This window comes from Mycobacterium sp. (assembly GCF_965229265.1).
Taxonomy (GTDB): domain Bacteria; phylum Actinomycetota; class Actinomycetes; order Mycobacteriales; family Mycobacteriaceae; genus Mycobacterium.
In genome coordinates, this window is the sequence record NZ_CBDDIY010000010.1 from 1,141,545 (window position 1) to 1,159,744 (window position 18,200).

17 protein-coding genes are annotated in these 18,200 nt (G+C 68.2%); 4 read left to right on the forward strand and 13 right to left on the reverse strand.

Annotated elements, in window-relative coordinates; all coding sequences use genetic code 11:
- Positions 1-27 precede the first annotated feature (27 nt).
- Both dnaG and ADBZ9K_RS07445 read right to left on the reverse strand, forming a co-directional pair.
- Positions 28-1,953, reverse strand: a complete 1,926-nt coding sequence (gene dnaG / locus ADBZ9K_RS07440) for a DNA primase (protein WP_526619449.1) — start codon at positions 1,951-1,953, stop codon at positions 28-30.
- 9 nt (positions 1,954-1,962) lie between these two features.
- Entirely contained in the window at positions 1,963-3,231 is a 1,269-nt protein-coding gene (locus ADBZ9K_RS07445) for a deoxyguanosinetriphosphate triphosphohydrolase (protein WP_526619450.1), read from the reverse strand.
- A gap of 88 nt (positions 3,232-3,319) precedes the next feature.
- Between ADBZ9K_RS07445 and ADBZ9K_RS07450 the strand changes: the two genes are divergently transcribed.
- Positions 3,320-5,326: a TPM domain-containing protein gene (locus ADBZ9K_RS07450; RefSeq protein WP_526619451.1), complete on the forward strand. Its 2,007-nt coding sequence runs from the start codon at positions 3,320-3,322 to the stop codon at positions 5,324-5,326.
- Positions 5,327-5,420: 94 nt separating this feature from the next.
- On the opposite strand, the gene ADBZ9K_RS07455 is transcribed toward ADBZ9K_RS07450, so the two are convergent.
- Positions 5,421-6,815 (reverse strand): glycine--tRNA ligase, encoded by a 1,395-nt coding sequence (locus ADBZ9K_RS07455; protein WP_526619452.1) that lies wholly within the window; start codon positions 6,813-6,815, stop codon positions 5,421-5,423.
- A 170-nt stretch (positions 6,816-6,985) separates the two neighbouring features.
- Here ADBZ9K_RS07455 and ADBZ9K_RS07460 point away from each other — a divergent pair, with 170 nt between their 5' ends.
- Both ADBZ9K_RS07460 and ADBZ9K_RS07465 read left to right on the forward strand, forming a co-directional pair.
- Positions 6,986-7,318 (forward strand): ArsR/SmtB family transcription factor, encoded by a 333-nt coding sequence (locus ADBZ9K_RS07460; protein WP_526619453.1) that lies wholly within the window; start codon positions 6,986-6,988, stop codon positions 7,316-7,318.
- Positions 7,315-7,761 carry a Fur family transcriptional regulator gene (locus ADBZ9K_RS07465; RefSeq protein WP_526619454.1) on the forward strand — a complete coding sequence of 149 codons (447 nt, stop codon included), beginning with the start codon at positions 7,315-7,317 and terminating at the stop codon, positions 7,759-7,761. Before ADBZ9K_RS07460 ends, ADBZ9K_RS07465 begins: the two co-directional genes overlap by 4 nt.
- Here ADBZ9K_RS07465 and ADBZ9K_RS07470 read toward each other — a convergent pair.
- From ADBZ9K_RS07470 to recO, 6 genes are all read right to left on the reverse strand, one after another.
- A complete protein-coding gene (locus ADBZ9K_RS07470) occupies positions 7,733-8,470 on the reverse strand; it encodes a hypothetical protein (protein WP_526619455.1) in 738 nt (245 codons plus the stop codon). The two genes, ADBZ9K_RS07465 and ADBZ9K_RS07470, sit on opposite strands and share 29 nt — an antisense overlap.
- A complete protein-coding gene (locus ADBZ9K_RS07475) occupies positions 8,467-9,681 on the reverse strand; it encodes a zinc ribbon domain-containing protein (RefSeq protein ID WP_526619456.1) in 1,215 nt (404 codons plus the stop codon). Before ADBZ9K_RS07475 ends, ADBZ9K_RS07470 begins: the two co-directional genes overlap by 4 nt.
- Positions 9,678-11,288, reverse strand: a complete 1,611-nt coding sequence (locus ADBZ9K_RS07480) for a S53 family peptidase (protein ID WP_526619457.1) — start codon at positions 11,286-11,288, stop codon at positions 9,678-9,680. Before ADBZ9K_RS07480 ends, ADBZ9K_RS07475 begins: the two co-directional genes overlap by 4 nt.
- Positions 11,289-11,547: 259 nt before the next feature.
- Entirely contained in the window at positions 11,548-11,931 is a 384-nt protein-coding gene (locus ADBZ9K_RS07485) for a hypothetical protein (protein ID WP_526619458.1), read from the reverse strand.
- 4 nt (positions 11,932-11,935) lie between these two features.
- Positions 11,936-12,844, reverse strand: coding sequence for a decaprenyl diphosphate synthase (locus ADBZ9K_RS07490; protein WP_526620808.1), 909 nt, complete (start codon positions 12,842-12,844; stop codon positions 11,936-11,938).
- Entirely contained in the window at positions 12,810-13,631 is an 822-nt protein-coding gene (gene recO, locus ADBZ9K_RS07495) for a DNA repair protein RecO (RefSeq protein WP_526619459.1), read from the reverse strand. The genes ADBZ9K_RS07490 and recO overlap by 35 nt, the downstream gene beginning before the upstream one ends.
- 64 nt (positions 13,632-13,695) lie before the next feature.
- Between recO and ADBZ9K_RS07500 the strand changes: the two genes are divergently transcribed.
- Positions 13,696-15,153 carry an amidase gene (locus ADBZ9K_RS07500; RefSeq protein ID WP_526619460.1) on the forward strand — a complete coding sequence of 486 codons (1,458 nt, stop codon included), beginning with the start codon at positions 13,696-13,698 and terminating at the stop codon, positions 15,151-15,153.
- On the opposite strand, the gene era is transcribed toward ADBZ9K_RS07500, so the two are convergent.
- The 4 genes from era to ybeY are packed head-to-tail and all read right to left on the reverse strand — an operon-like array spanning position 15,142 to position 18,191.
- Positions 15,142-16,056 (reverse strand): GTPase Era, encoded by a 915-nt coding sequence (era, locus tag ADBZ9K_RS07505; RefSeq protein WP_526619461.1) that lies wholly within the window; start codon positions 16,054-16,056, stop codon positions 15,142-15,144. The two genes, ADBZ9K_RS07500 and era, sit on opposite strands and share 12 nt — an antisense overlap.
- Positions 16,053-16,373, reverse strand: a complete 321-nt coding sequence (locus ADBZ9K_RS07510) for a cytidine deaminase-like protein (RefSeq protein ID WP_526619462.1) — start codon at positions 16,371-16,373, stop codon at positions 16,053-16,055. The genes era and ADBZ9K_RS07510 overlap by 4 nt, the downstream gene beginning before the upstream one ends.
- Positions 16,366-17,658 carry a CNNM domain-containing protein gene (locus tag ADBZ9K_RS07515; RefSeq protein ID WP_526619463.1) on the reverse strand — a complete coding sequence of 431 codons (1,293 nt, stop codon included), beginning with the start codon at positions 17,656-17,658 and terminating at the stop codon, positions 16,366-16,368. The genes ADBZ9K_RS07510 and ADBZ9K_RS07515 overlap by 8 nt, the downstream gene beginning before the upstream one ends.
- Positions 17,655-18,191, reverse strand: coding sequence for an rRNA maturation RNase YbeY (ybeY, locus tag ADBZ9K_RS07520; protein WP_526619464.1), 537 nt, complete (start codon positions 18,189-18,191; stop codon positions 17,655-17,657). Before ybeY ends, ADBZ9K_RS07515 begins: the two co-directional genes overlap by 4 nt.
- Positions 18,192-18,200 lie beyond the last annotated feature (9 nt).

Here is an 18,200-nt window from a genome sequence, read left to right on the forward strand (position 1 = left end):
CCGTTAACCATAGCGTGCGATTGCTGCTCATGCAGTGAGGTCGTCGCCGCTGGCCTGTTCCAACAGGCTGCGCCGATAGGCCTCCAGCGCCACCAGATCACCGAACAAGGCGTGATATTCGTCGCCCTGCTCGACCGGGGACATCCGCTGCAGTTTGGACTTGACCTCGGCCACCTGGCGTCCCACCCAGACCTCCTGCAGCCGGGCCAGCACACCGCCGATGTAGCGGGGCAGTCTGTCCTCGTCTTCGACCCGGATGGCCTCGACGCTGAGCTCGCTGATCAGGTTCTCGGTGGCAGGGGCGCCGGCCTGTTCGCGCACCTGGTCGATCCACTGGGCACCGGCGGCGCCCGACGAGGTCCCGCCGGCCGCTTCGATCGCCATTCGGACCGCGGCGTAGCCGGGATGGGTGAAGCTCTCCACCGTCAGCGAGTCGAACACCGGCCCAGCCAGCGCCGGGTACTGCAGTGCCGACTTGAGCGCTTCGCGTTGCGGCCACAGGGTCGGATCGCGGGGGTCGGGCCGTCGCGCGCCGGCATCGGCGGCCCGGGGGCGTGCCGGGGCCGCGCGCCGGTTGTCACCGCGGGCGGCGGGCTTGTGCCCGGCTTCTTCGCGGACCCGGCCGATGACCTGGGCCACGTCGTCCCAGCCCACCCAACCGGCGAGCTGGCGGGCGTACTCGTCGCGCAGGGTGGGGTCCTTGATCTGGGCGACCATCGGCACGCAGCGACGCAGCGCGGTCACCCGGCTCTCCGCGCTATCCAGGTCGTACTCGGCCAGCGCCGTGCGGATGGCGAATTCGAACAGCGGGGTGCGCCGGGCCACCAGGTCACGCAGCGCCGCGTCGCCGTGCGCCAAGCGCAGGTCGCACGGGTCCATGCCGTCGGCGGCGACCGCCACGAAACTCTGCCCGGCCAGGTTCTGCTCGCCTTCGAACGCTTTGAGCGCCGCGGCGCGACCGGCCGCGTCGCCGTCGAAGACGTAGATCAGCTCGCCGCGGAAGAACTTGTCGTCCATCATCAGCCGGCGCAGCATCGCCAGGTGTTCGTCGCCGAACGCGGTGCCGCAGGAGGCCACCGCGGTGCTGACCCCGGCCAGGTGCATGGCCATCACGTCGGTGTAGCCCTCGACGACGACGGCCTGATGCCCCTTGGCGATGTCGCGCTTGGCCAGGTCGATACCGAACAAAACGTTGGACTTCTTGTACAGCACCGTCTCCGGGGTGTTGACGTACTTGGCGGTCATTTGGTCGTCGTCGAAGATCCGGCGTGCGCCGAAGCCGACGGTTTCCCCGCTGGCGGTACGGATCGGCCACAGCAACCGGCGGTGGAACCGGTCCATCGGGCCGCGCCTGCCCTCCCGGGACAGCCCGGCGGCTTCGAGTTCCTTGAATTCGAAGCCCTTGCGGATCAGGTGCTTGGTCAGCGAGTCCCAGCCCGACGGGGCGAACCCGCATCCGAACATCCGGGCCGCAGTCGCATCGAAGTTGCGCTCGGTCAAGTACTTTCGGGCGGGCGCAGCCTCGTCGGAGTCCAGGGCGGCGGTGTAGAACTCCTGCGCGGCGGCGTTGGCGGCGACCAGCCGGCTGCGGCTGCCCCGGTCGCGCTGCACGCTGGTGCCACCGCCGCTGTAGGTGACGTTGTAGCCGACGCGGTCGGCCAGCATTTCCACGGCTTCGATGAAGCTGACGTGTTCGATCTTCTGGACGAAGGCATAGACGTCGCCGCCCTCGCCGCAGCCGAAGCAGTGGAAGTGCCCGTGATTGGGCCGAACGTGGAACGACGGCGACTTCTCGTCATGGAACGGGCAGATGCCCTTCAACGAGTCGGCACCGGCCCGGCGCAGCTGCACGTAGTCGCCGACGACATCCTCGATGCGGACCTGGTCGCGGATGGCGGCGATATCGCGTTCGGGGATCCGACCCTTCCTGTCCCCACTGAGCGCACCGGCCATCGCCACAGTCTAGAGCGCGGGTGGGCCGCCGATGTTCGCGTCGATGCGTTCCAGCCGTCCTTCGGTGAAGGACGCGATCTGGTCCACGACCACCCGCATCCGGGCCGCATCGTCGCCGGCGTTGTTGAACTCCGGGACGAAGATGGCGTCCAGAGTCGCCGGTGCCCCCTCGTGCAGCCTGTGCGCCACCCGGTGAATGCGTTCCCGTTGCCGGGCCTGCAGTTCCAGATGCCGGGGGTCGGACATGATGAACTGCAGCGCCAGGGTCTTGAGCACCGCAACCTCGGCGCGCACCGTCGCCGGCACGTGCAGGTCTGCCTGATAACGGGTCAACGGCTGCGGCCCGGCCAGTTCGTGGGTCAAGGTGACCGCCGCCGAGGCGAACCGGCCCACCAGTTCACTGGTCAGCCGCTTGAGCGCCACCGATGCGGTCAGCGTGCCGTCGTACTTGCCGACCGCGGCGACGACCGGCAGGCGGGACAGCCGCTGCGCCGCGGCCTCCAGGTCGTCGACGCCCACCCCGCTGGACTCCCCCAGCCGCCCCAAGGCGGCTGCGGCGGCGTCGTCGGCCAACACCCGCAGGTCGATGCGGCCCGAGATCACGCCGTCTTCGACGTCGTGCACCGAGTAGGCCACGTCGTCGGCCCAGTCCATCACCTGGGATTCCAGGCACGGACGCTGCTCCGGCAGGCCGGCGCGGACCCACTGCGTCAACTCACGGTCGTCTTCGTAGAAACCGAACTTGCGGCCCCGCTGCCCGCGGAACCACGGGTATTTGGTGACGGCGTCCAACCCGGCGCGGGTCAGGTTCAGACCCACGCTGCGACCTTGCGCGTCAAGCACTTTCGGCTCCAGGCGGGTCAGGATGCGGAAGTTCTGCGCGTTGCCCTCGAAGCCGCCGCAGGAGGCCGCGAACTCGTCGAGCGCGCGTTCGCCGTTGTGCCCGTAGGGCGGATGGCCGATGTCGTGGGCCAGTCCGGCCATGTCCACCAGGTCGGCGTCGCAGCCCAGCGGTGCCGCCATCCCCCGGCCGATCTGGGCGACCTCCAGCGAATGGGTCAGCCGGGTGCGCGGATTCTCGCTCTCGCGCGGTCCGACCACCTGCGTCTTGTCCGCCAGCCGGCGTAGGGCAGCGCAATGCAGCACCCGCGCGCGGTCGCGCGCGAAGTCGGTGCGGTGCTCGGCCGAGGTACCGGGCAGCCCGGCGGTCTTGGGCGGCTCGCGCACCACGCGTTCCCGGTCGGCCGCGTCGTAGTGGCCGTGCTGATTCGTTGTCACCGGGGCACAGTCTGCCAGCACCGCCCGCCCGGGCCTTGCGCGGAAGTTCCACAGGCGTGCCGCCCCGGCGCCACTACATTTGATCCTCATGCGCCTCGCTCGTCTGCTCAGCCTGCTCGCGGCCATCGTCACCGCCGCCACCCTGATGGCGCCGGCCGCCGGGGCCGAGCCGCCGTTCCGGCTGCCCGACTACGTCACCGACAATGCTGGCGCGCTCACCGGCAGCCAGCTCGCCGACGTCCAACGGGCGGTAGACAGCCTCTACAACGAGCGCCACGTGCGGCTGTGGGTGGTCTATGTCGACTCCTTCGCCCCGAAGGGGTCGGTCGCCTGGACGCAGGACACCCGCGTCGTCAGCGATCTCGGTGACCAGGATGCGATCCTGGCGATCGCGACGGACCAACGCTCCTACGCCTTCCTGGTGCCATCCGCCGCCGCCGGCGGCACCTCGACGCAGATCGACGACATCCGGCGCGACAAGATCGAACCGGCGCTGCGCGGCAACGACTGGGCCGGCGCAGCGGTTGCGGCCGCCGACGGCCTGGCAGCGACGGGCAACAGCTCTGGCGGAGGCCTGTCCCTGGTGACGGCGCTGATCATCGTCGCGGTAATCGCGCTGGCCATCGCGCTGCTGATCCTGTGGAGCCGCCGGCGCCGCCGCAAGCGACACGACGCCGAGGTGGCCGCCGCCAAGCGGGTCGATCCGACCGACCCCAACGCGCTGGCGGCGGTTCCCCTCGACGCCCTCGACGAGTTGTCGCGGTCGATCGTCGTCGAGGTGGACAACGCGGTACGCACGAGCAGCAACGAACTGGTGTTGGCTGTCGAGGAATTCGGCGGACATCAGACCGAGCCGTTCACCAAGGCTCTGGAAAACGCCAAAGTCACCTTGCAGCAGGCATTCAACGTGCGCCAGCAACTCGACGACGAAGTTCCCGAGACGCCCACCGAGCGCCGCGATCTGCTGACCCGGGTGGTGGTCGCCGCCGCGCGGGCCAACCGCGAACTCGACACGCAGACCGAGTCCTTCCACCAACTGCGCGATCTGGTGATCAACGCCCCGGACCGCCTCGACGTACTCACCCGACAGCTGGTGGACGTCAGCGCCCGCATCGATCCGGCACAGCAGACGCTGACCCAGTTACATAGCGAGTTCGCCGACCCGGCGCTGGCGTCGGTGAGCCGAAATGTCAACGCCGCCAAGGAACGGCTGACCTTCGCCGACCAGTCGATCAGCCGCGCCAGGGAATTGGTGGCCAAGCCGGTCGCCGGCAAGCAGACGGAGTTGGTGGACTGCGTTCGGGCCGCCGAAGCGGCACTGCAGCAAGCCAGTTCGATGCTCGACGCGGTAGACAGCGCAGCCAGCGACATCAGGCGGGCGGTCGCCACACTGCCGGCAGCGATCGCCGACATCCAGCAGGGCATCACACAAGCCGGCGCGCAGCTGGCCCAGGGCGGCCTGGCCAACACCGCCGAGCTGTCGGCGGCGCGCGACGCGGCGGTCACCGCGGTGTCGGCCGCCCAGGGCAACGGCACCGCCGACCCGCTGGGGACGTTCACCCAGCTGACTCAGGCCGACGCCGAGCTGGACCGGCTGCTGGCCGCGGTGTCGCAGGAGCGTGAAGCCGCCGAACGGCTGGGGCGGTCCTACGACCAGGCGTTGTTCACCGCGCAGTCGCGGGTGCGCTCGGTGTCGGACTACATCGACACCCGCCGCGGCAGTGTCGGGCCCGAGGCGCGGACCCGGCTCAACGAGGCGGTGCGCCAGCTGGAGGCCGCGCAGGCCAAGAAGGCCTCCAACATCACCGAGGCGATCGCGCATGCCAACGGCGCCTCGATGCTGGCCGCCCAAGCCCAGCAACTGGCCAACAACGACGTCCAGTACGCCCAGCAGGCCTACATGAACCGCCACGGCGGCATCGGCGGATCGTCGAACATGGGCGCGGTGATCGGCGGGATCATCCTGGGCAACATCCTCTCCGGCGGCATGCACGGCGGATTCGGCGGTGGCGGCGGCTGGACGTCGACCACCTACGGGGGATCGCAGGGATCCTCCGGTGGCGGCGGGATGTTCGGCGGCGGGGGCCGGTTCTAGCGCTGGCCCCTACCCCGTAGCCCGTGAGCGCGCACGAAATGCTCGCTGCGACGGCGTGTCGCGGTACCGACACGCACGCTCACGCGCCGACCGTCTATCCCTTGAGCCGGGTCGCCAGGTAGTCGACCACCGCGTCCAGGGCGATGCGTTCCTGCGACATCGAGTCGCGCTCGCGCACCGTGACCGCGTGATCCTCCAGGGTCTCGAAGTCGACCGTCACGCAGAACGGCGTGCCGATCTCGTCCTGGCGGCGGTAGCGCCGGCCGATCGCACCGGCGTCGTCGAACTCGATGTTCCAGTACTTGCGCAGCTCGGTGGCCAGGTCCTTGGCCTTGGGGCTGAGGTCGGCGTGCCGCGACAGCGGCAGCACCGCGGCCTTCACCGGCGCCAGCCGCGGGTCCAGCCGCAGCACGGTGCGCTTGTCCACCCCGCCCTTGGCGTTGGGCGCCTCGTCTTCGGCGTAGGCGTCGACGAGGAACGCCATGAACGAACGGGTAAGGCCCGCAGCGGGTTCGATGACATACGGCACGTAGCGGGTGTCGGACCCTTGGTCGTAGAACGACAGGTCGACGCCGGAGTGCTCGGAATGCGTCTTGAGGTCGAAGTCGGTGCGGTTGGCCACGCCTTCGAGCTCACCCCACGGGTTGCCGTGGAAGCCGAACTTGTACTCGATGTCGACGGTGCGATCCGAGTAGTGCGACAGCTTCTCTTTGGGGTGTTCGTAGAGCCGCAGGTTCTCCGGGTCGATACCGAGGTCGACGTACCACTGCAGGCGGGTGTCGATCCAGTACTGGTGCCAGTCGCGCGCGGTGTCGGGCTCGACGAAGAACTCCATCTCCATCTGCTCGAACTCGCGGGTGCGGAAGATGAAGTTGCCCGGGGTGATCTCGTTGCGGAAGCTCTTGCCGATCTGGCCGATGCCGAATGGCGGCTTCTTACGCGACGTGGTCACCACATTGGCGAAGTTGACGAAGATGCCCTGCGCGGTCTCTGGCCGCAGGTAGTGCATGCCTTCCTCGGATTCGATCGGGCCGAGGAAGGTCTTGAGCATCATGTTGAAGTCGCGCGGCTCGGTCCACTGGCCCTTGGTACCGCAGTCGGGGCAGACGATCTCGGCCATCGGCACCGCATCGGGGTCCTCGAGACCCTTCTTGGCGGCATAGGCCTCCTGCAGGTGGTCCTGGCGATGCCGCTTGTGGCAGTTCAGACATTCGACCAGCGGGTCGTTGAACACCGCGACGTGGCCGGAGGCCACCCACACCTCGCGCGGCAGGATGATCGAGCTGTCCAGGCCAACGACGTCGTCGCGGCCGGTGACCACCGAACGCCACCACTGCCGCTTGATGTTCTCCTTGAGCTCGACACCCAACGGGCCGTAGTCCCACGCCGATTTGGTGCCGCCGTAGATCTCGCCGGACTGGTAGACCAGGCCGCGCCGCTTGGCCAGATTGACGACGGAATCGATCACGGACGCCACGATCGGTGCCACTCCTGTCTGTACATGGATAACCAGCCGGAAACCCCAGCCCCCTCGGCAAACATACCGGCCCGGGCACACGGCACGACAACGCCTTTTGACATGCGCGATCATGCATGGAAAAGTGGCGATTAAGTGGAAATCGTTTCCAATAACGAGACGCCCGCGCAGGAGGTGACGATATGACGGCTCCCGCCCACGGCCACGTCGCTGACCTGACACTGCCACCCGCCGACATCCTCGAACGCACCGGCGAATTGCTACGTGCGCTGGCCGCACCGGTGCGGATCGCGATCGTGCTGCACCTGCGGGAGTCGCAGCGCTGCGTTCACGAGCTGGTCGACGCCCTCGACGTGCCCCAACCACTGGTCAGCCAGCATCTGCGGATCCTGAAGGCCGCCGGGGTGGTGGCCGGGGAACGGTCCGGCCGGGAAGTGCTCTACCGGCTCGTCGACCATCACCTGGCCGAGATCATCGTCGCCGCGATCAGCCACGCCGGCGAGGAACAGCCATGACCGGCGCCGAGATCCGACCGCGCGCCGCGGCCACCGGGGTGCGCGCCACCCGCCAGCGGGCGGCGATCATCGACGTGCTCGACACCGTCGAGGAATTCCGCTCCGCCCAGGACCTGCACGACGAGCTGCGTCGCCGCGGCGAGAACATCGGGCTGACCACCGTGTATCGCACGCTGCAGTCACTGTCGGCGGCCGACCTGGTGGACATGGTGCGCACCGACACCGGGGAATCGATGTACCGGCGCTGCTCGGCACCCGAGCACCACCATCACCTGGTGTGCCGCAGTTGCGGCTCCGCGGTGGAGGTCAGCGGCCGCGAGGTCGAGGCCTGGGCCGCCGACGTTGCCGAGGCACATGGGTTTTCCGACGTGAGTCACACCATCGAACTGTTCGGCACCTGCGCCGACTGTGGGCTCAGCGCGGCGGGTCGCCCTTCCAGCTGAAGCTGTTGACATATTTGCCCATGTCCTGGGCGATCTGGAGGTTTACCGCCGACGGCAGTCCTGGGCCGAAATCGGGCCCGAATTCGTGATAGGGACCCATCGCCCCGGCAACGAGGGCCAGATCGTTTTTGACCGCTACCAACAACACAGTCCGAATCCTTGAGGCGTTGCCACCAGATCCCGGTGGCCAGTAGTCGGCGACCTCACCGTAACCCGGCTGGTATCCGACAATGGCGTTCGGGATCTCGTATGCGGTGCGGGCATCGGGGAACCGCTGATTGATCAGGTCCTTGGCGATATCGCGGGGTTTACGGCCGCGGGCCGGCACGCCGAACAACCCTAAGGTCCCGCCGTCGCCGGCGGTGAATTCCGCCGACACACCGTCTTCTTTGATGGTGATCTGGTAGGCCGAGCCGGGTGCCGGGTACGACACCGAGAACGTGCCATCGGGGGCGGTGAAGCTCGGGTTGACGGCCACCGGCTGGCCCACCGGCGGTCGTCCGCACTGGGGCGGACAGGCGAAGACAGCAGTCGGTTTCGTGGCAATCAGGGACACCGCAATCACCACGCCGGTCACCAGCGCAACACCTGCGAACCAGGTGCCGAGCGACCTGAAGAAGGAGGGACGGCGCATCCCCGAGGCGGTGTAGGTGCCTTGGGGTAGGCCGTAGCCGGGCCAGATCGCCAGTTGCTTTCGATGCTCGGTCATGCGGCATCCACACTCTCCGCGTTGCGAACCGGCCGGCGCTCGCGCCGCTCGTCGCGTGACGACCGCGACGATGCCCGGATGGCCACGCCGCAAGCCGGGCAGAAGGCCATATCCGGAACGACGTTGCCGCAGTGCACACACAGCAGGGGCTCATGCTCGAGGATGTCATCGTGCGCCTCATGCAGGAGTGCCAGTTGCAGAGCTACCCGCACGATGATGAGAGCCGCGATCGCCACCGCGATATGAATCGAGATCGTCAGGGTCTGTTGCATATTCAGGACATCAATGACGCTCCCGCTGGCGTAGATCACTATCGCTGCGAGTGTGAGCAGCAGTAGCAACAGGCGCGTCCGGTCGCGCTTGCCCGCCGTGTCCGGTGGTCGGGTGTACCACAGCGTGAGCCCGATCAGTCCGCCGGCGGCCACCCCGGTCAGCGGTACCGTCACCCCGCAGATGCCGGCTTCGACGACGACACCGGCGACGGAGCGGCTGTGGCTGATCAACCCCTCTGCAAACTGCGGAGCGGTCAGGGTCGCCGTCGCCGCGCCCGTGAAAGCCAGCGCGCTGAGCGCGCCGATTACGAAGCCGTCCAAGGCTTCCCGACTCTGTGGGCGTAGCAGCCGGACGACGACCACCGGGACCGTCATCAGGATGACGCCACTGATCGGGACGGCGAGACCGTCCTGCAGTAGTTGGAAAGGGTCGACACCGGCGCCGAACGCCAGGCCGAACTTACGGACCGCGATGACGCCAGATAGGGCAACCCAACCCGCTCCCATCCCGAGACTCAGCAGGGTCGCGATCACCAGCGATTTCCGCGACACGTTCCGGTAGACATCGGACTCGTAGAGGTAGATGACGAACAGCAGCAGCGATCCGAACGTGGCGACGGTCAAGGCAGGAGCGGCCATCTTCGCCAAAGCGAAGCCGGTGAGGCCCGCCATGATCAGCAGCAACGCGACCCGAAACGGGGCTCGCGACCGCTGCGGGAGGTGAGGGAACAGCGAGCTGGCCAGCGTCGGCCGGAGCACGTTTTCCTCGGGTGCCGCGGCGAAGGCCCCGAGCCGAAACCACTGCGGCCCGTCACCGCGTTGTGCGGTCAGGTGAGCGCCACACCGCCCGCAGAACACTCCCGCCGGAACAGCGGTCCGGCAGACCCGGCATTCCATCGTCGGTGCAGCGTCGTCGTCGAGCCCATCGCTGGTGCTCATCGACCCCTCCGCTGCGCGACGAGAATATTCTGGGCCAAGAAATTCACGTTCGGGCTTCCCAGGCCAGTGACCAGATCGTAACCGGGAGCAGCTGAGTCAACCGCGTTGCAGCCCAGCGTGATATCGAGGAAGGAAGGCAACGCCGCCCCTTGTGCGACCTCGTAGAGCAGCGGATTGAGATCCCCGATCAGGCGGCCTCCCTTCTCGACCAGGTATTGGTTCGTCAGTGCAGTGAGTCCGGCCCACACCGGCGCCGCCAGTGATGTGCCGCCGCCCACCGAGACCTGCTTGTCGAACACGATCTTCACCCCGGTGAACGGGTCGGCGACCGCCGCGATGTCGGGCGTGAGCCGTTGGCCGGCGCCCCGCGGAAGAGTCAATCCACGCTGCCACTCCGGGCGCTCGAACAGGGCGGACACCCCGCCGCCGGTGCCCTGGGACAGCGGTGCATCGAACCAGGCCTGCTCGGCTTGCCAGCCGCCGCCGGCATCCGTCGACATCGTGGTGCCACCGACATTGGTCATCTCCGGCATCGACGCCACCGCGTCCAGCCCGACGTCGTTCGGGCTGGGTGGCGACGACCAGGACTGCCCGCCTTTGCATTCCAGGCCCGCAAGATCGCCGCTCGCGTCGAACGCGGTGGTGCCGCTTCGGTGCGCGGCGGCCATCGCGCTTCGCACTGGCACGAGGTCGGCTGCGGTGATCAGTTTGTCGCAACCCCACCCGATGGAGAAGCTCCACACCGCGCCGGGGTACTTCTGGGCGGTGGACTCCATCAGCTTCGCCAGTTTCTCGTAGGGCCCGTCGCCCTCCACTGTCGACCTGGCATTGACGAGCACCTTTTTGGCGTCCGGCGCGACGGCGTGAATAGCCTCCAAATCCATCGTCGATTCAACGCCCGCCGCCGAGGGCTGGCCACCGAACACCTCAGGGGTGAATTGTGGCAGTCCGAACGTCGAGGAGAACATGTCGAGGTCGTCCTGCGCGAACCCGTCGAACCCGAACACGACGACGGTGATTCCCTTGCCGGTGAACCCGGCGTCGTGCAGGGGCGCAGCGTTGTAGGCGCGCAACAGCTGGCTCGGCGACAGTCCCTGGTCGGGCACGTCCAGCGGCATCATCGGCGGCCTGGCGGAGTGGTGCGGCGTGTAGCCAAGGATCCGGCCAAATTGGGCTACGTGCTCGTGCAGCACGGGCGGCACGGCGGGCTGTTGGGGGGAGGCATAAAAGACCTGCCCGAGCCTGCCTCGGTAGTCGTGCACCGATACGTCGAAGGCCCTGCCCATCGTGGCTGGCTGGCCCTCGACGATCGCCCACGGGTCGCCAGGACGCCAGCGCAGCGACAACCCCTGGCGGTGTGCCCAGTCGAACAGCGCCGCGGGCCGGTTGCTATCCCGCAGCGCGGCGGTCAGCTGCACATGCTGCGGCACTGCCGGACCGAGGTCGGCGGAACTGGCGAGCAACGACGCGAAGGGACCGCCGATGAGATCCGGAGTGGCGGTGACTGGGCTCACCCGTCTATCCGCAACGGCAACCAGCGCCCCTGCGATCAGCAGAGGCACCAGCAGAAACGCCAAAATCAGGCGCGAGCGGCGCACGCTGATCATGATCAATCGACGCTCTGGTCAGCGCCGGTGGCGCAGTTACGTTCGGCGCGAACGAATTCGGCCCGCCCAATGAGGGCGATCTGGCGACTCAACCGAAGTGACCTCATTATCGAGTCCTAAATCCGTGCGCGGGATGATTCCGGATCGTCGCTGGCTGATGCGGCTGCCAAACCATAACCTAATGCACGTGGCCGTCAATTGCTGGCGCAACGACCGACAAAACCCCCATCACCACCGTGGTAGGCCATAGGGCCACGCACTAGTCGACGACGGCGCCGCGGGCATCAGCCCCGCCGGCCAGCACCATCAGGACCAGCGTCTGCAGCGCACTATCGGTGAGCCCCTCGCCGGGAAAGTTGTAGCGCAACATCACATCTCCGCGCTTGCCGGACTCCACGAACGTGACGGTCCCCAGCATTGTCGACTGCGCTTGTACCGCAACCCGTTTACGGAGATCGGCGTTGACGGGCAGATCCCACGCCAGCACCTGCGTCACGGAAACCATCTCGATGTCGTCGGCAATCGTGACCGTTCGCAGTGAGGCGAACGTCCCTTCGTAGCGCACCGTCAGTGCACCATCGGGTTCCACCTCGACGGGGACCACCGCGGTCAGCGCCTCGGCCAGCCTGGCCCCTAGGTCCACGAGATCAGGCCCGGCCGAAGCGGCGGTTCCGCTCGGCGTACTCCTCGCACGCCGCCCACAGATCACGTCGGTCGTAGTCGGGCCACAGCTTGTCCTGGAATACGTATTCGGCGTAGGCGGCCTGCCACAGCATGAAGTTGCTGGACCGCTGCTCCCCCGATGTGCGGATGAACAGATCCACGTCCGGGATGTCGGGCCGGTGCAGATGCGCGGCGACGGTGGCCTCATTGACCCGCTCCGGATCGATCCGGCCGGCCGCGGCATCACGCGCGATCTGCTTTGCCGCCTCAGCGATTTCGGCCCGCCCGCCGTAATTGACGCAGTAGTTGACGGTGATGACGTCGTTGTCCGTCGTCATGTTCTCGGCGATGTCGAATTCCTTGATCACGCTGCGCCACATCCGCGCCCGCGAGCCCACCCAGCGCATCTGCACACCCATGATGTCGAGGTTCTCGCGGCGACGGCGCACCACCTCGCGGTTGAAGCCCATCAGGAAGCGCACCTCGTCGGCGCTGCGGCGCCAGTTCTCCGTGGAGAACGCGTACACGGTCAGATGCTTGATGCCGATCTCGATGGCCCCGCAGGTGATGTCGATCAACACGGCCTCGCCCATCTTGTGGCCCTCGGTGCGGCTCAGCCCGCGCTGGGTGGCCCAGCGGCCGTTGCCGTCCATCACGACGGCCACGTGCTTGGGCATCTGGTCGGCCGGGATGGCCGGCGGCACCGCCTTCGACGTGTGCTGGGGCGGACGGCACGGCCCACCGCCCGGCGGCTGGGGCAACTGCGGGAACAGCACCGGCCAGGTGGAGGTATCGGGGAATACCGGGTAGTCGTCGGGTGCCGGGGGCAGCTGGGGAAACTGTTCGGACCGCCTGCGCTCAGCCCCCCGCCACGAGCTGGTCACCCGGTTCATCGCCATGGGGCACATCCTGCCTGAACATCTCCTTACCGTGATTAGCGGGCTGCCGGTAGACGCGCTCCACCAGCGGCAGCGTCCGCAGCTGACGTTCCAGGTGCCACTGCAGGTGAGCGGCGACCAATCCGCTGGCATGGCTGCGGTGCGACGGCGACGACGCCTCCGCGGCTTCCCAGTCCCCGTCGTGCAGCGCCGACATCAGGTCCAGCACCGCCTGCGGCGGTGTGGTCGAGCCCGACGGCCGGCAATGCATGCACACGCTGCCGCCGGCGGCGATGTGGAAGGCGCGGTGCGGGCCCGGTGCCGCACAGCGCGCGCACTCGGTCAACGACGGCGCCCAGCCGGCGATACCCATCGCGCGCAGCAGATAAGCGTCCAGGACCAGCTCACGGGATCGCGCACCATCGGCCACCGCCCGTAGCGCGCCGACGGTGAGCCGATGCAGCGCCGGGGCCGGGGCACGTTCCTCCCCAGCGAGGCGCTCGGCGGTCTCCAGCACCGCACAGGCGCTGGTATAGCGGCCGTAATCGCTGACGATGTCGCTGGCGAACGCGTCGATGGACACCACCTGGGTGACAATGTCCAGGTTGCGACCGGGATGCAGTTGCACGTCGATGTGCGCGAACGGCTCGAGCCGGGACCCGAACTTGCTGCGGGTACGGCGAACCCCCTTGGCGACCGCGCGGACCAGGCCATGGTCGCGGGTCAGCAGGGTGACGATGCGGTCGGCCTCACCCAGCTTGTGCTGGCGCAGCACGACCGCACGATCCCGGTACAGCCGCATCAGAGAAGTTTCCCACTGCAATGCGACATACGCGCGGACCCGCGCCGTTAGTCTCGACGTCGCTATGACAGCTCACGCGAGTTTGGGCAGGCCGCAGCGGTTTCCTACCGTCAGCGACCAGCTCTACCAATTGGCCAGCGGCGCGGTGACCTCGGCCGAACTGGTCCGCCGCTCGCTGCGCGCGATCGCGGCCAGCCAATCCACCCTCAACGCCTTTCGCCTGGTCCTGACCGAATCCGCGCTGGCCGAGGCCGCCGAGGCCGACCGGCGCCGCGCCGCCGGGGAGCAGGCGCTGCTGCTCGGGATCCCCATCGCGGTCAAGGACGACGTCGACATCGCCGGCGTACCGACCTCGTTCGGGACCGCCGGGCGCATCAGCCCGGCCGCCGAGGACTCCGAGGTGGTGCGGCGGTTGCGGGCCGCCGGCGCGGTGATCGTCGGCAAGACCAACTGCTGTGAGCTGGGACAGTGGCCGTTCACCAGCGGCCCGGCCTTCGGGCACACCCGCAACCCGTGGTCGCGCAGGCACACCCCGGGCGGCTCCTCGGGTGGCAGTGCGGCCGCCGTCGCCGCCGGGCTGGTCGCCGCGGCCATCGGCTCGGACGGGGCGGGCAGTGTCCGAGTGCCGGCCGCGTGGACCCACCTGGTCGGCATCAAGCCGCAGCGCGGCCGTATCTCCACCTGGCCGCTGGCCGACCCGTTCAACGGGATCACCGTCAACGGCGTGCTCGCCCGCACGGTCGCCGACGCCGCGCTGGTCCTCGACGCCGCGTCCGGCAACGCCGAGGGCGACCTGCACAAACCGCCGGCGGTACGGATGGCCGAGTGCGCCGGCCAGGCGCCGGGGCCACTGAAAATCGCGTTGTCGACCCGGTTTCCGTTCACCTTTTTCGGCGCCAGACTGCATCCGGAGATCCGGGCCGCGCTGACCACCGTCGGCGAACAGCTGGGCATGTTGGGGCACACCGTGATGGAGGGCAATCCCAACTACGGGCTGCGGCTACCCCTGACATTCCTGCCCCGGTCGACCGCCGGACTCCTTGACTGGGCCGACCGGCTCGGCGAGGACGTCACGTTCGAAGCCAGAACCGAGGCCAACATGCGGATGGGCCGGCTGCTGTCGCGGTCCCTGCTGCGCCGCGCCCGGGCCAGCGAGCCGCTGCTGCACCGCCGGGTGGGCGCCATCTTCAACTCCGTCGACGTCGTGCTGGCCCCGACCACCGCGCAGCCACCGCCGCTGGCCCGGATGTTCGACGAACTCGGACCCACCGCCACCGACCGGGCGATGATCGCGGCCTGCCCGGTCACCTTCCCGTGGAACGTGCTGGGGTGGCCGTCGATCAACATCCCGGCCGGCTTCACCACCGACGGCCTGCCGATCGGCGTTCAGCTGATGGGGCCGGCCAACAGCGAACCGCTGCTGATCTCCCTGGCTGCCGAGCTGGAGGCCATCAACGGCTGGGCCAACCAGCAGCCCGAGGTGTGGTGGAACACGGCGAGTGTGCGGGAGCTAGAAACCTAGCCGCCCAAGCTGTTTGGGGTCACGCTGCCAGTTCTTGGCGATCTTGACCCGCAGGTCCAAGTACACCTTGGTGCCGAGCAGCTTCTCGATCTGGGTGCGCGCGGCCGTGCCGACCTCTTTGAGCCGGGCCCCGCCCTTGCCGATGACGATGCCCTTCTGGCTGTCGCGTTCGACGTAGAGCACCGCGCGGACGTCGATGAGGTCTCCTTGTTCTGCCGAGCGGCCCTCCCGTGGCTCGATCTCCTCGATCACCACGGCCAGCGAATGCGGCAGCTCGTCGCGCACCCCTTCCAGGGCCGCCTCCCGGATGAGCTCGGCCATCAGCATCTCTTCGGGTTCGTCGGTGAGTTCACCGTCGGGGTAGAACGCCGGGCCGGGGGGCAGCTGCCCGGCCAGCACGTCGATGAGGAGGTCGACCTGGTCGCCGGTGGTCGCCGAAACCGGCACGATCTCGGCGGCGGTGTCCCCGACCAGCTCGTGCACTGCCATCAGCTGCGCGGCGACGCGGTCCTTGGGCACCTTGTCGATCTTGGTGACGATGACGACCAGCGTGGTCCTGGGCGCCACCGACCGGATCTGTTCGTAGATCCATCGGTCGCCGGGGCCGATTGCCTCGTCGGCGGGGATGCACAGTCCGATGACGTCGACCTCGCTGTAGGTGTCGCGCACCAGGTCGTTGAGCCGCTTGCCGAGCAGGGTGCGCGGCCGGTGCAGGCCGGGGGTATCGACCATGACGATCTGGAAGTCCGGGCGGTGCACGATGCCGCGAATGGTGTGCCGGGTGGTCTGCGGCTGGTTGGCGGTGATGGCGACCTTGGAACCGACCAGCGCGTTGGTCAGGGTGGACTTGCCGGTGTTGGGCCGGCCGACCAGGCACACGAAGCCGGAATGGAACTCGTTCACAGCCGAACCCCGGCCCGGTCGGTGATGATGATCGCCGCAGTCGGCGAGAGTTCCTTGACGGCCACCACCCCGGCGTCGCCGGGCGATCCGCCGACCAGCACGGCCGCCTCGAATCCCGTTGCGCCGCTGGAGACTGCGGCGGCCACCGCGGCCTGTAGGCCGGTCAGCGGCAGTGCCGAGAGGGCAACCGGCGCACCGGCATAGGTGCGCCCGTCGAGGTCGCGCACCGCCGCGCCTTCTCCTGCCTCGGCGCGGGCCATCGCACCACGCGCGAGCACCACCAGCTTGGCGTCTTCGGCATCCAGAGCGTCACTCATCTTCGTCGCCTTCTTCCAGTTCGGTGCGGCTGACCAGGACGGTGCCGATGCGCACCCGGCCGCGATGGTCGGGGCCGCCCTCGGCGCGCAACCGCAGCCCGTGCGACACCACCTCGGCACCCGGCAGCGGGACGCGGCCGAGTTCGAGCGCCAGCAGCCCGCCGACGGTGTCGACGTCGAGGTCTTCGGAGAACTCGACGTTGTAGAGCTCCCCGACATCCTCGATGGGCAGCCGCGACGACACCCGGAACTTGTTGTCGCCCAAGTCCTCAACCGGTGCCACTTCGTCGGTGTCGTATTCGTCGGCGATCTCGCCGACGATCTCCTCGAGCACGTCCTCGATGGTCACCAGCCCGGCGATGGCGCCGTACTCGTCGACCAGCAACGCCATGTGCTTGCGGTCGCGCTGCATCTCGCGCAGCAGGTCGTCGAGCGGCTTGGAGTCCGGGACGAAGACCGCCGGGCGCATGACATCGGACACCATGGTGTCGCCGCCGCTGTCGGGCGAGTAGTAGGTGCGTTGCACCAGGTCTTTGAGATAGACGACGCCGATGACGTCATCGACGTTCTCCCCGATGACCGGGATGCGGGAATGGCCACTGAGCACCGCCAGCGAGGTGGCCTGGGCCGCGGTCTTGTCCGACTCGATCCACACCATCTCGGTGCGCGGGACCATCACCTCACGCGCAGAGGTGTCGCCGAGTTCGAACACCGACTGGATCATCCGGCGTTCGTCGTCGGCCACCACACCGCGCTGCTGGGCCAGGTCGACCACCTCGCGCAGCTCGATCTCGGAGGCGAACGGGCCGTTGCGGAATCCGCGGCCGGGGGTCAGCGCGTTGCCGAGCACGATGAGCAGCCGGCTGATCGGGGTCAGCAGCACCGAAATTGCTTGCAGCGGAACCGCCGACGCCAGCGCGATGGTGTAGGCGTTCTGCCGGCCGATCGTGCGTGGACCCACCCCGATCATCACGAAGCTGGCGACCGTCATGATCGCCGCCGCGACGACCAGGCCCCATTTCAGTCCGAGATCATCCCAGAGGAAGGCGACCAGCAGGACGGTGGCGGCCGCTTCGCAGGCGATGCGCAGCAGCACGACGAGGTTGATGTAGCGGGGCCGTTCGGCCATGATCCGGGCCAGCCGCAGAGCGCCCGGCCGCTCGTCCCGAACCAGCTCTTCGACGCGGGCCACCGACACGGTGCTGATGGCGGCGTCGATCGCGGCGAACAGACCGCCCAGCGCGATGAGCGCGATCGCGCCGAGTAGCGGAGCCAGACCGGTCACGGCTCGTCGAAATACCGCGACTTGTCGAGCAGCCGCCGGTCCTTCTCGATCTGCCGGTCCTGGTGGTAGGCGTCGACCTGCTCGGCCACCCACTCCTCGAGCAACTGGCGCTGCAACGCGAACATCTCTTTTTCCTCGTCGGGTTCGGCGTGGTCGTAACCCAGCAGGTGCAGCACGCCGTGCACGGTCAGCAGCGCCAGTTCCTGGCCCAGGCTGTGCCCGGCTGCGGCGGCCTGGTCGGCGGCGAACTGCGGACACAGCACGATGTCACCGAGCATCGCCGGTCCCGGCTCGGGAGCATCAGGGCGCCCACCCGGCTCGAGCTCGTCCATCGGGAAGCTCATCACATCGGTGGGTCCGGGCAGGTCCATCCAGCGCATGTGCAGGTCGGCCATGGCGTTGGTATCCAGCAGCACCATCGACAACTCGGCAGCCGGATTGACGTTCATTCGGCGAATCACGAAGCGGGCGACGCTGATCAGTTCCTCTTCGGAAACGTCGAGGCCGCTTTCGTTGGACACCTCGATACTCATGTCGATCCG

What these genes read in the sequence shown, in the direction of transcription:
- ADBZ9K_RS07465 (WP_526619454.1), top strand. Translation starts at nt 7,315, where the DNA reads ATGACCGGCGCCGAGATCCGACCGCGCGCCGCGGCCACCGGGGTGCGC.
- ADBZ9K_RS07510 (WP_526619462.1), bottom strand. Translation starts at nt 16,373, where the DNA reads ATGAGTGACGCTCTGGATGCCGAAGACGCCAAGCTGGTGGTGCTCGCG.
- ADBZ9K_RS07460 (WP_526619453.1), top strand. Translation starts at nt 6,986, where the DNA reads ATGACGGCTCCCGCCCACGGCCACGTCGCTGACCTGACACTGCCACCC.
- ADBZ9K_RS07480 (WP_526619457.1), bottom strand. Translation starts at nt 11,288, where the DNA reads ATGATCAGCGTGCGCCGCTCGCGCCTGATTTTGGCGTTTCTGCTGGTG.
- ADBZ9K_RS07470 (WP_526619455.1), bottom strand. Translation starts at nt 8,470, where the DNA reads ATGACCGAGCATCGAAAGCAACTGGCGATCTGGCCCGGCTACGGCCTA.
- ADBZ9K_RS07450 (WP_526619451.1), top strand. Translation starts at nt 3,320, where the DNA reads ATGCGCCTCGCTCGTCTGCTCAGCCTGCTCGCGGCCATCGTCACCGCC.
- ADBZ9K_RS07490 (WP_526620808.1), bottom strand. Translation starts at nt 12,844, where the DNA reads ATGAACCGGGTGACCAGCTCGTGGCGGGGGGCTGAGCGCAGGCGGTCC.
- ADBZ9K_RS07475 (WP_526619456.1), bottom strand. Translation starts at nt 9,681, where the DNA reads ATGAGCACCAGCGATGGGCTCGACGACGACGCTGCACCGACGATGGAA.
- recO (WP_526619459.1), bottom strand. Translation starts at nt 13,631, where the DNA reads ATGCGGCTGTACCGGGATCGTGCGGTCGTGCTGCGCCAGCACAAGCTG.
- ADBZ9K_RS07500 (WP_526619460.1), top strand. Translation starts at nt 13,696, where the DNA reads ATGACAGCTCACGCGAGTTTGGGCAGGCCGCAGCGGTTTCCTACCGTC.
- ybeY (WP_526619464.1), bottom strand. Translation starts at nt 18,191, where the DNA reads ATGAGTATCGAGGTGTCCAACGAAAGCGGCCTCGACGTTTCCGAAGAG.
- dnaG (WP_526619449.1), bottom strand. Translation starts at nt 1,953, where the DNA reads ATGGCCGGTGCGCTCAGTGGGGACAGGAAGGGTCGGATCCCCGAACGC.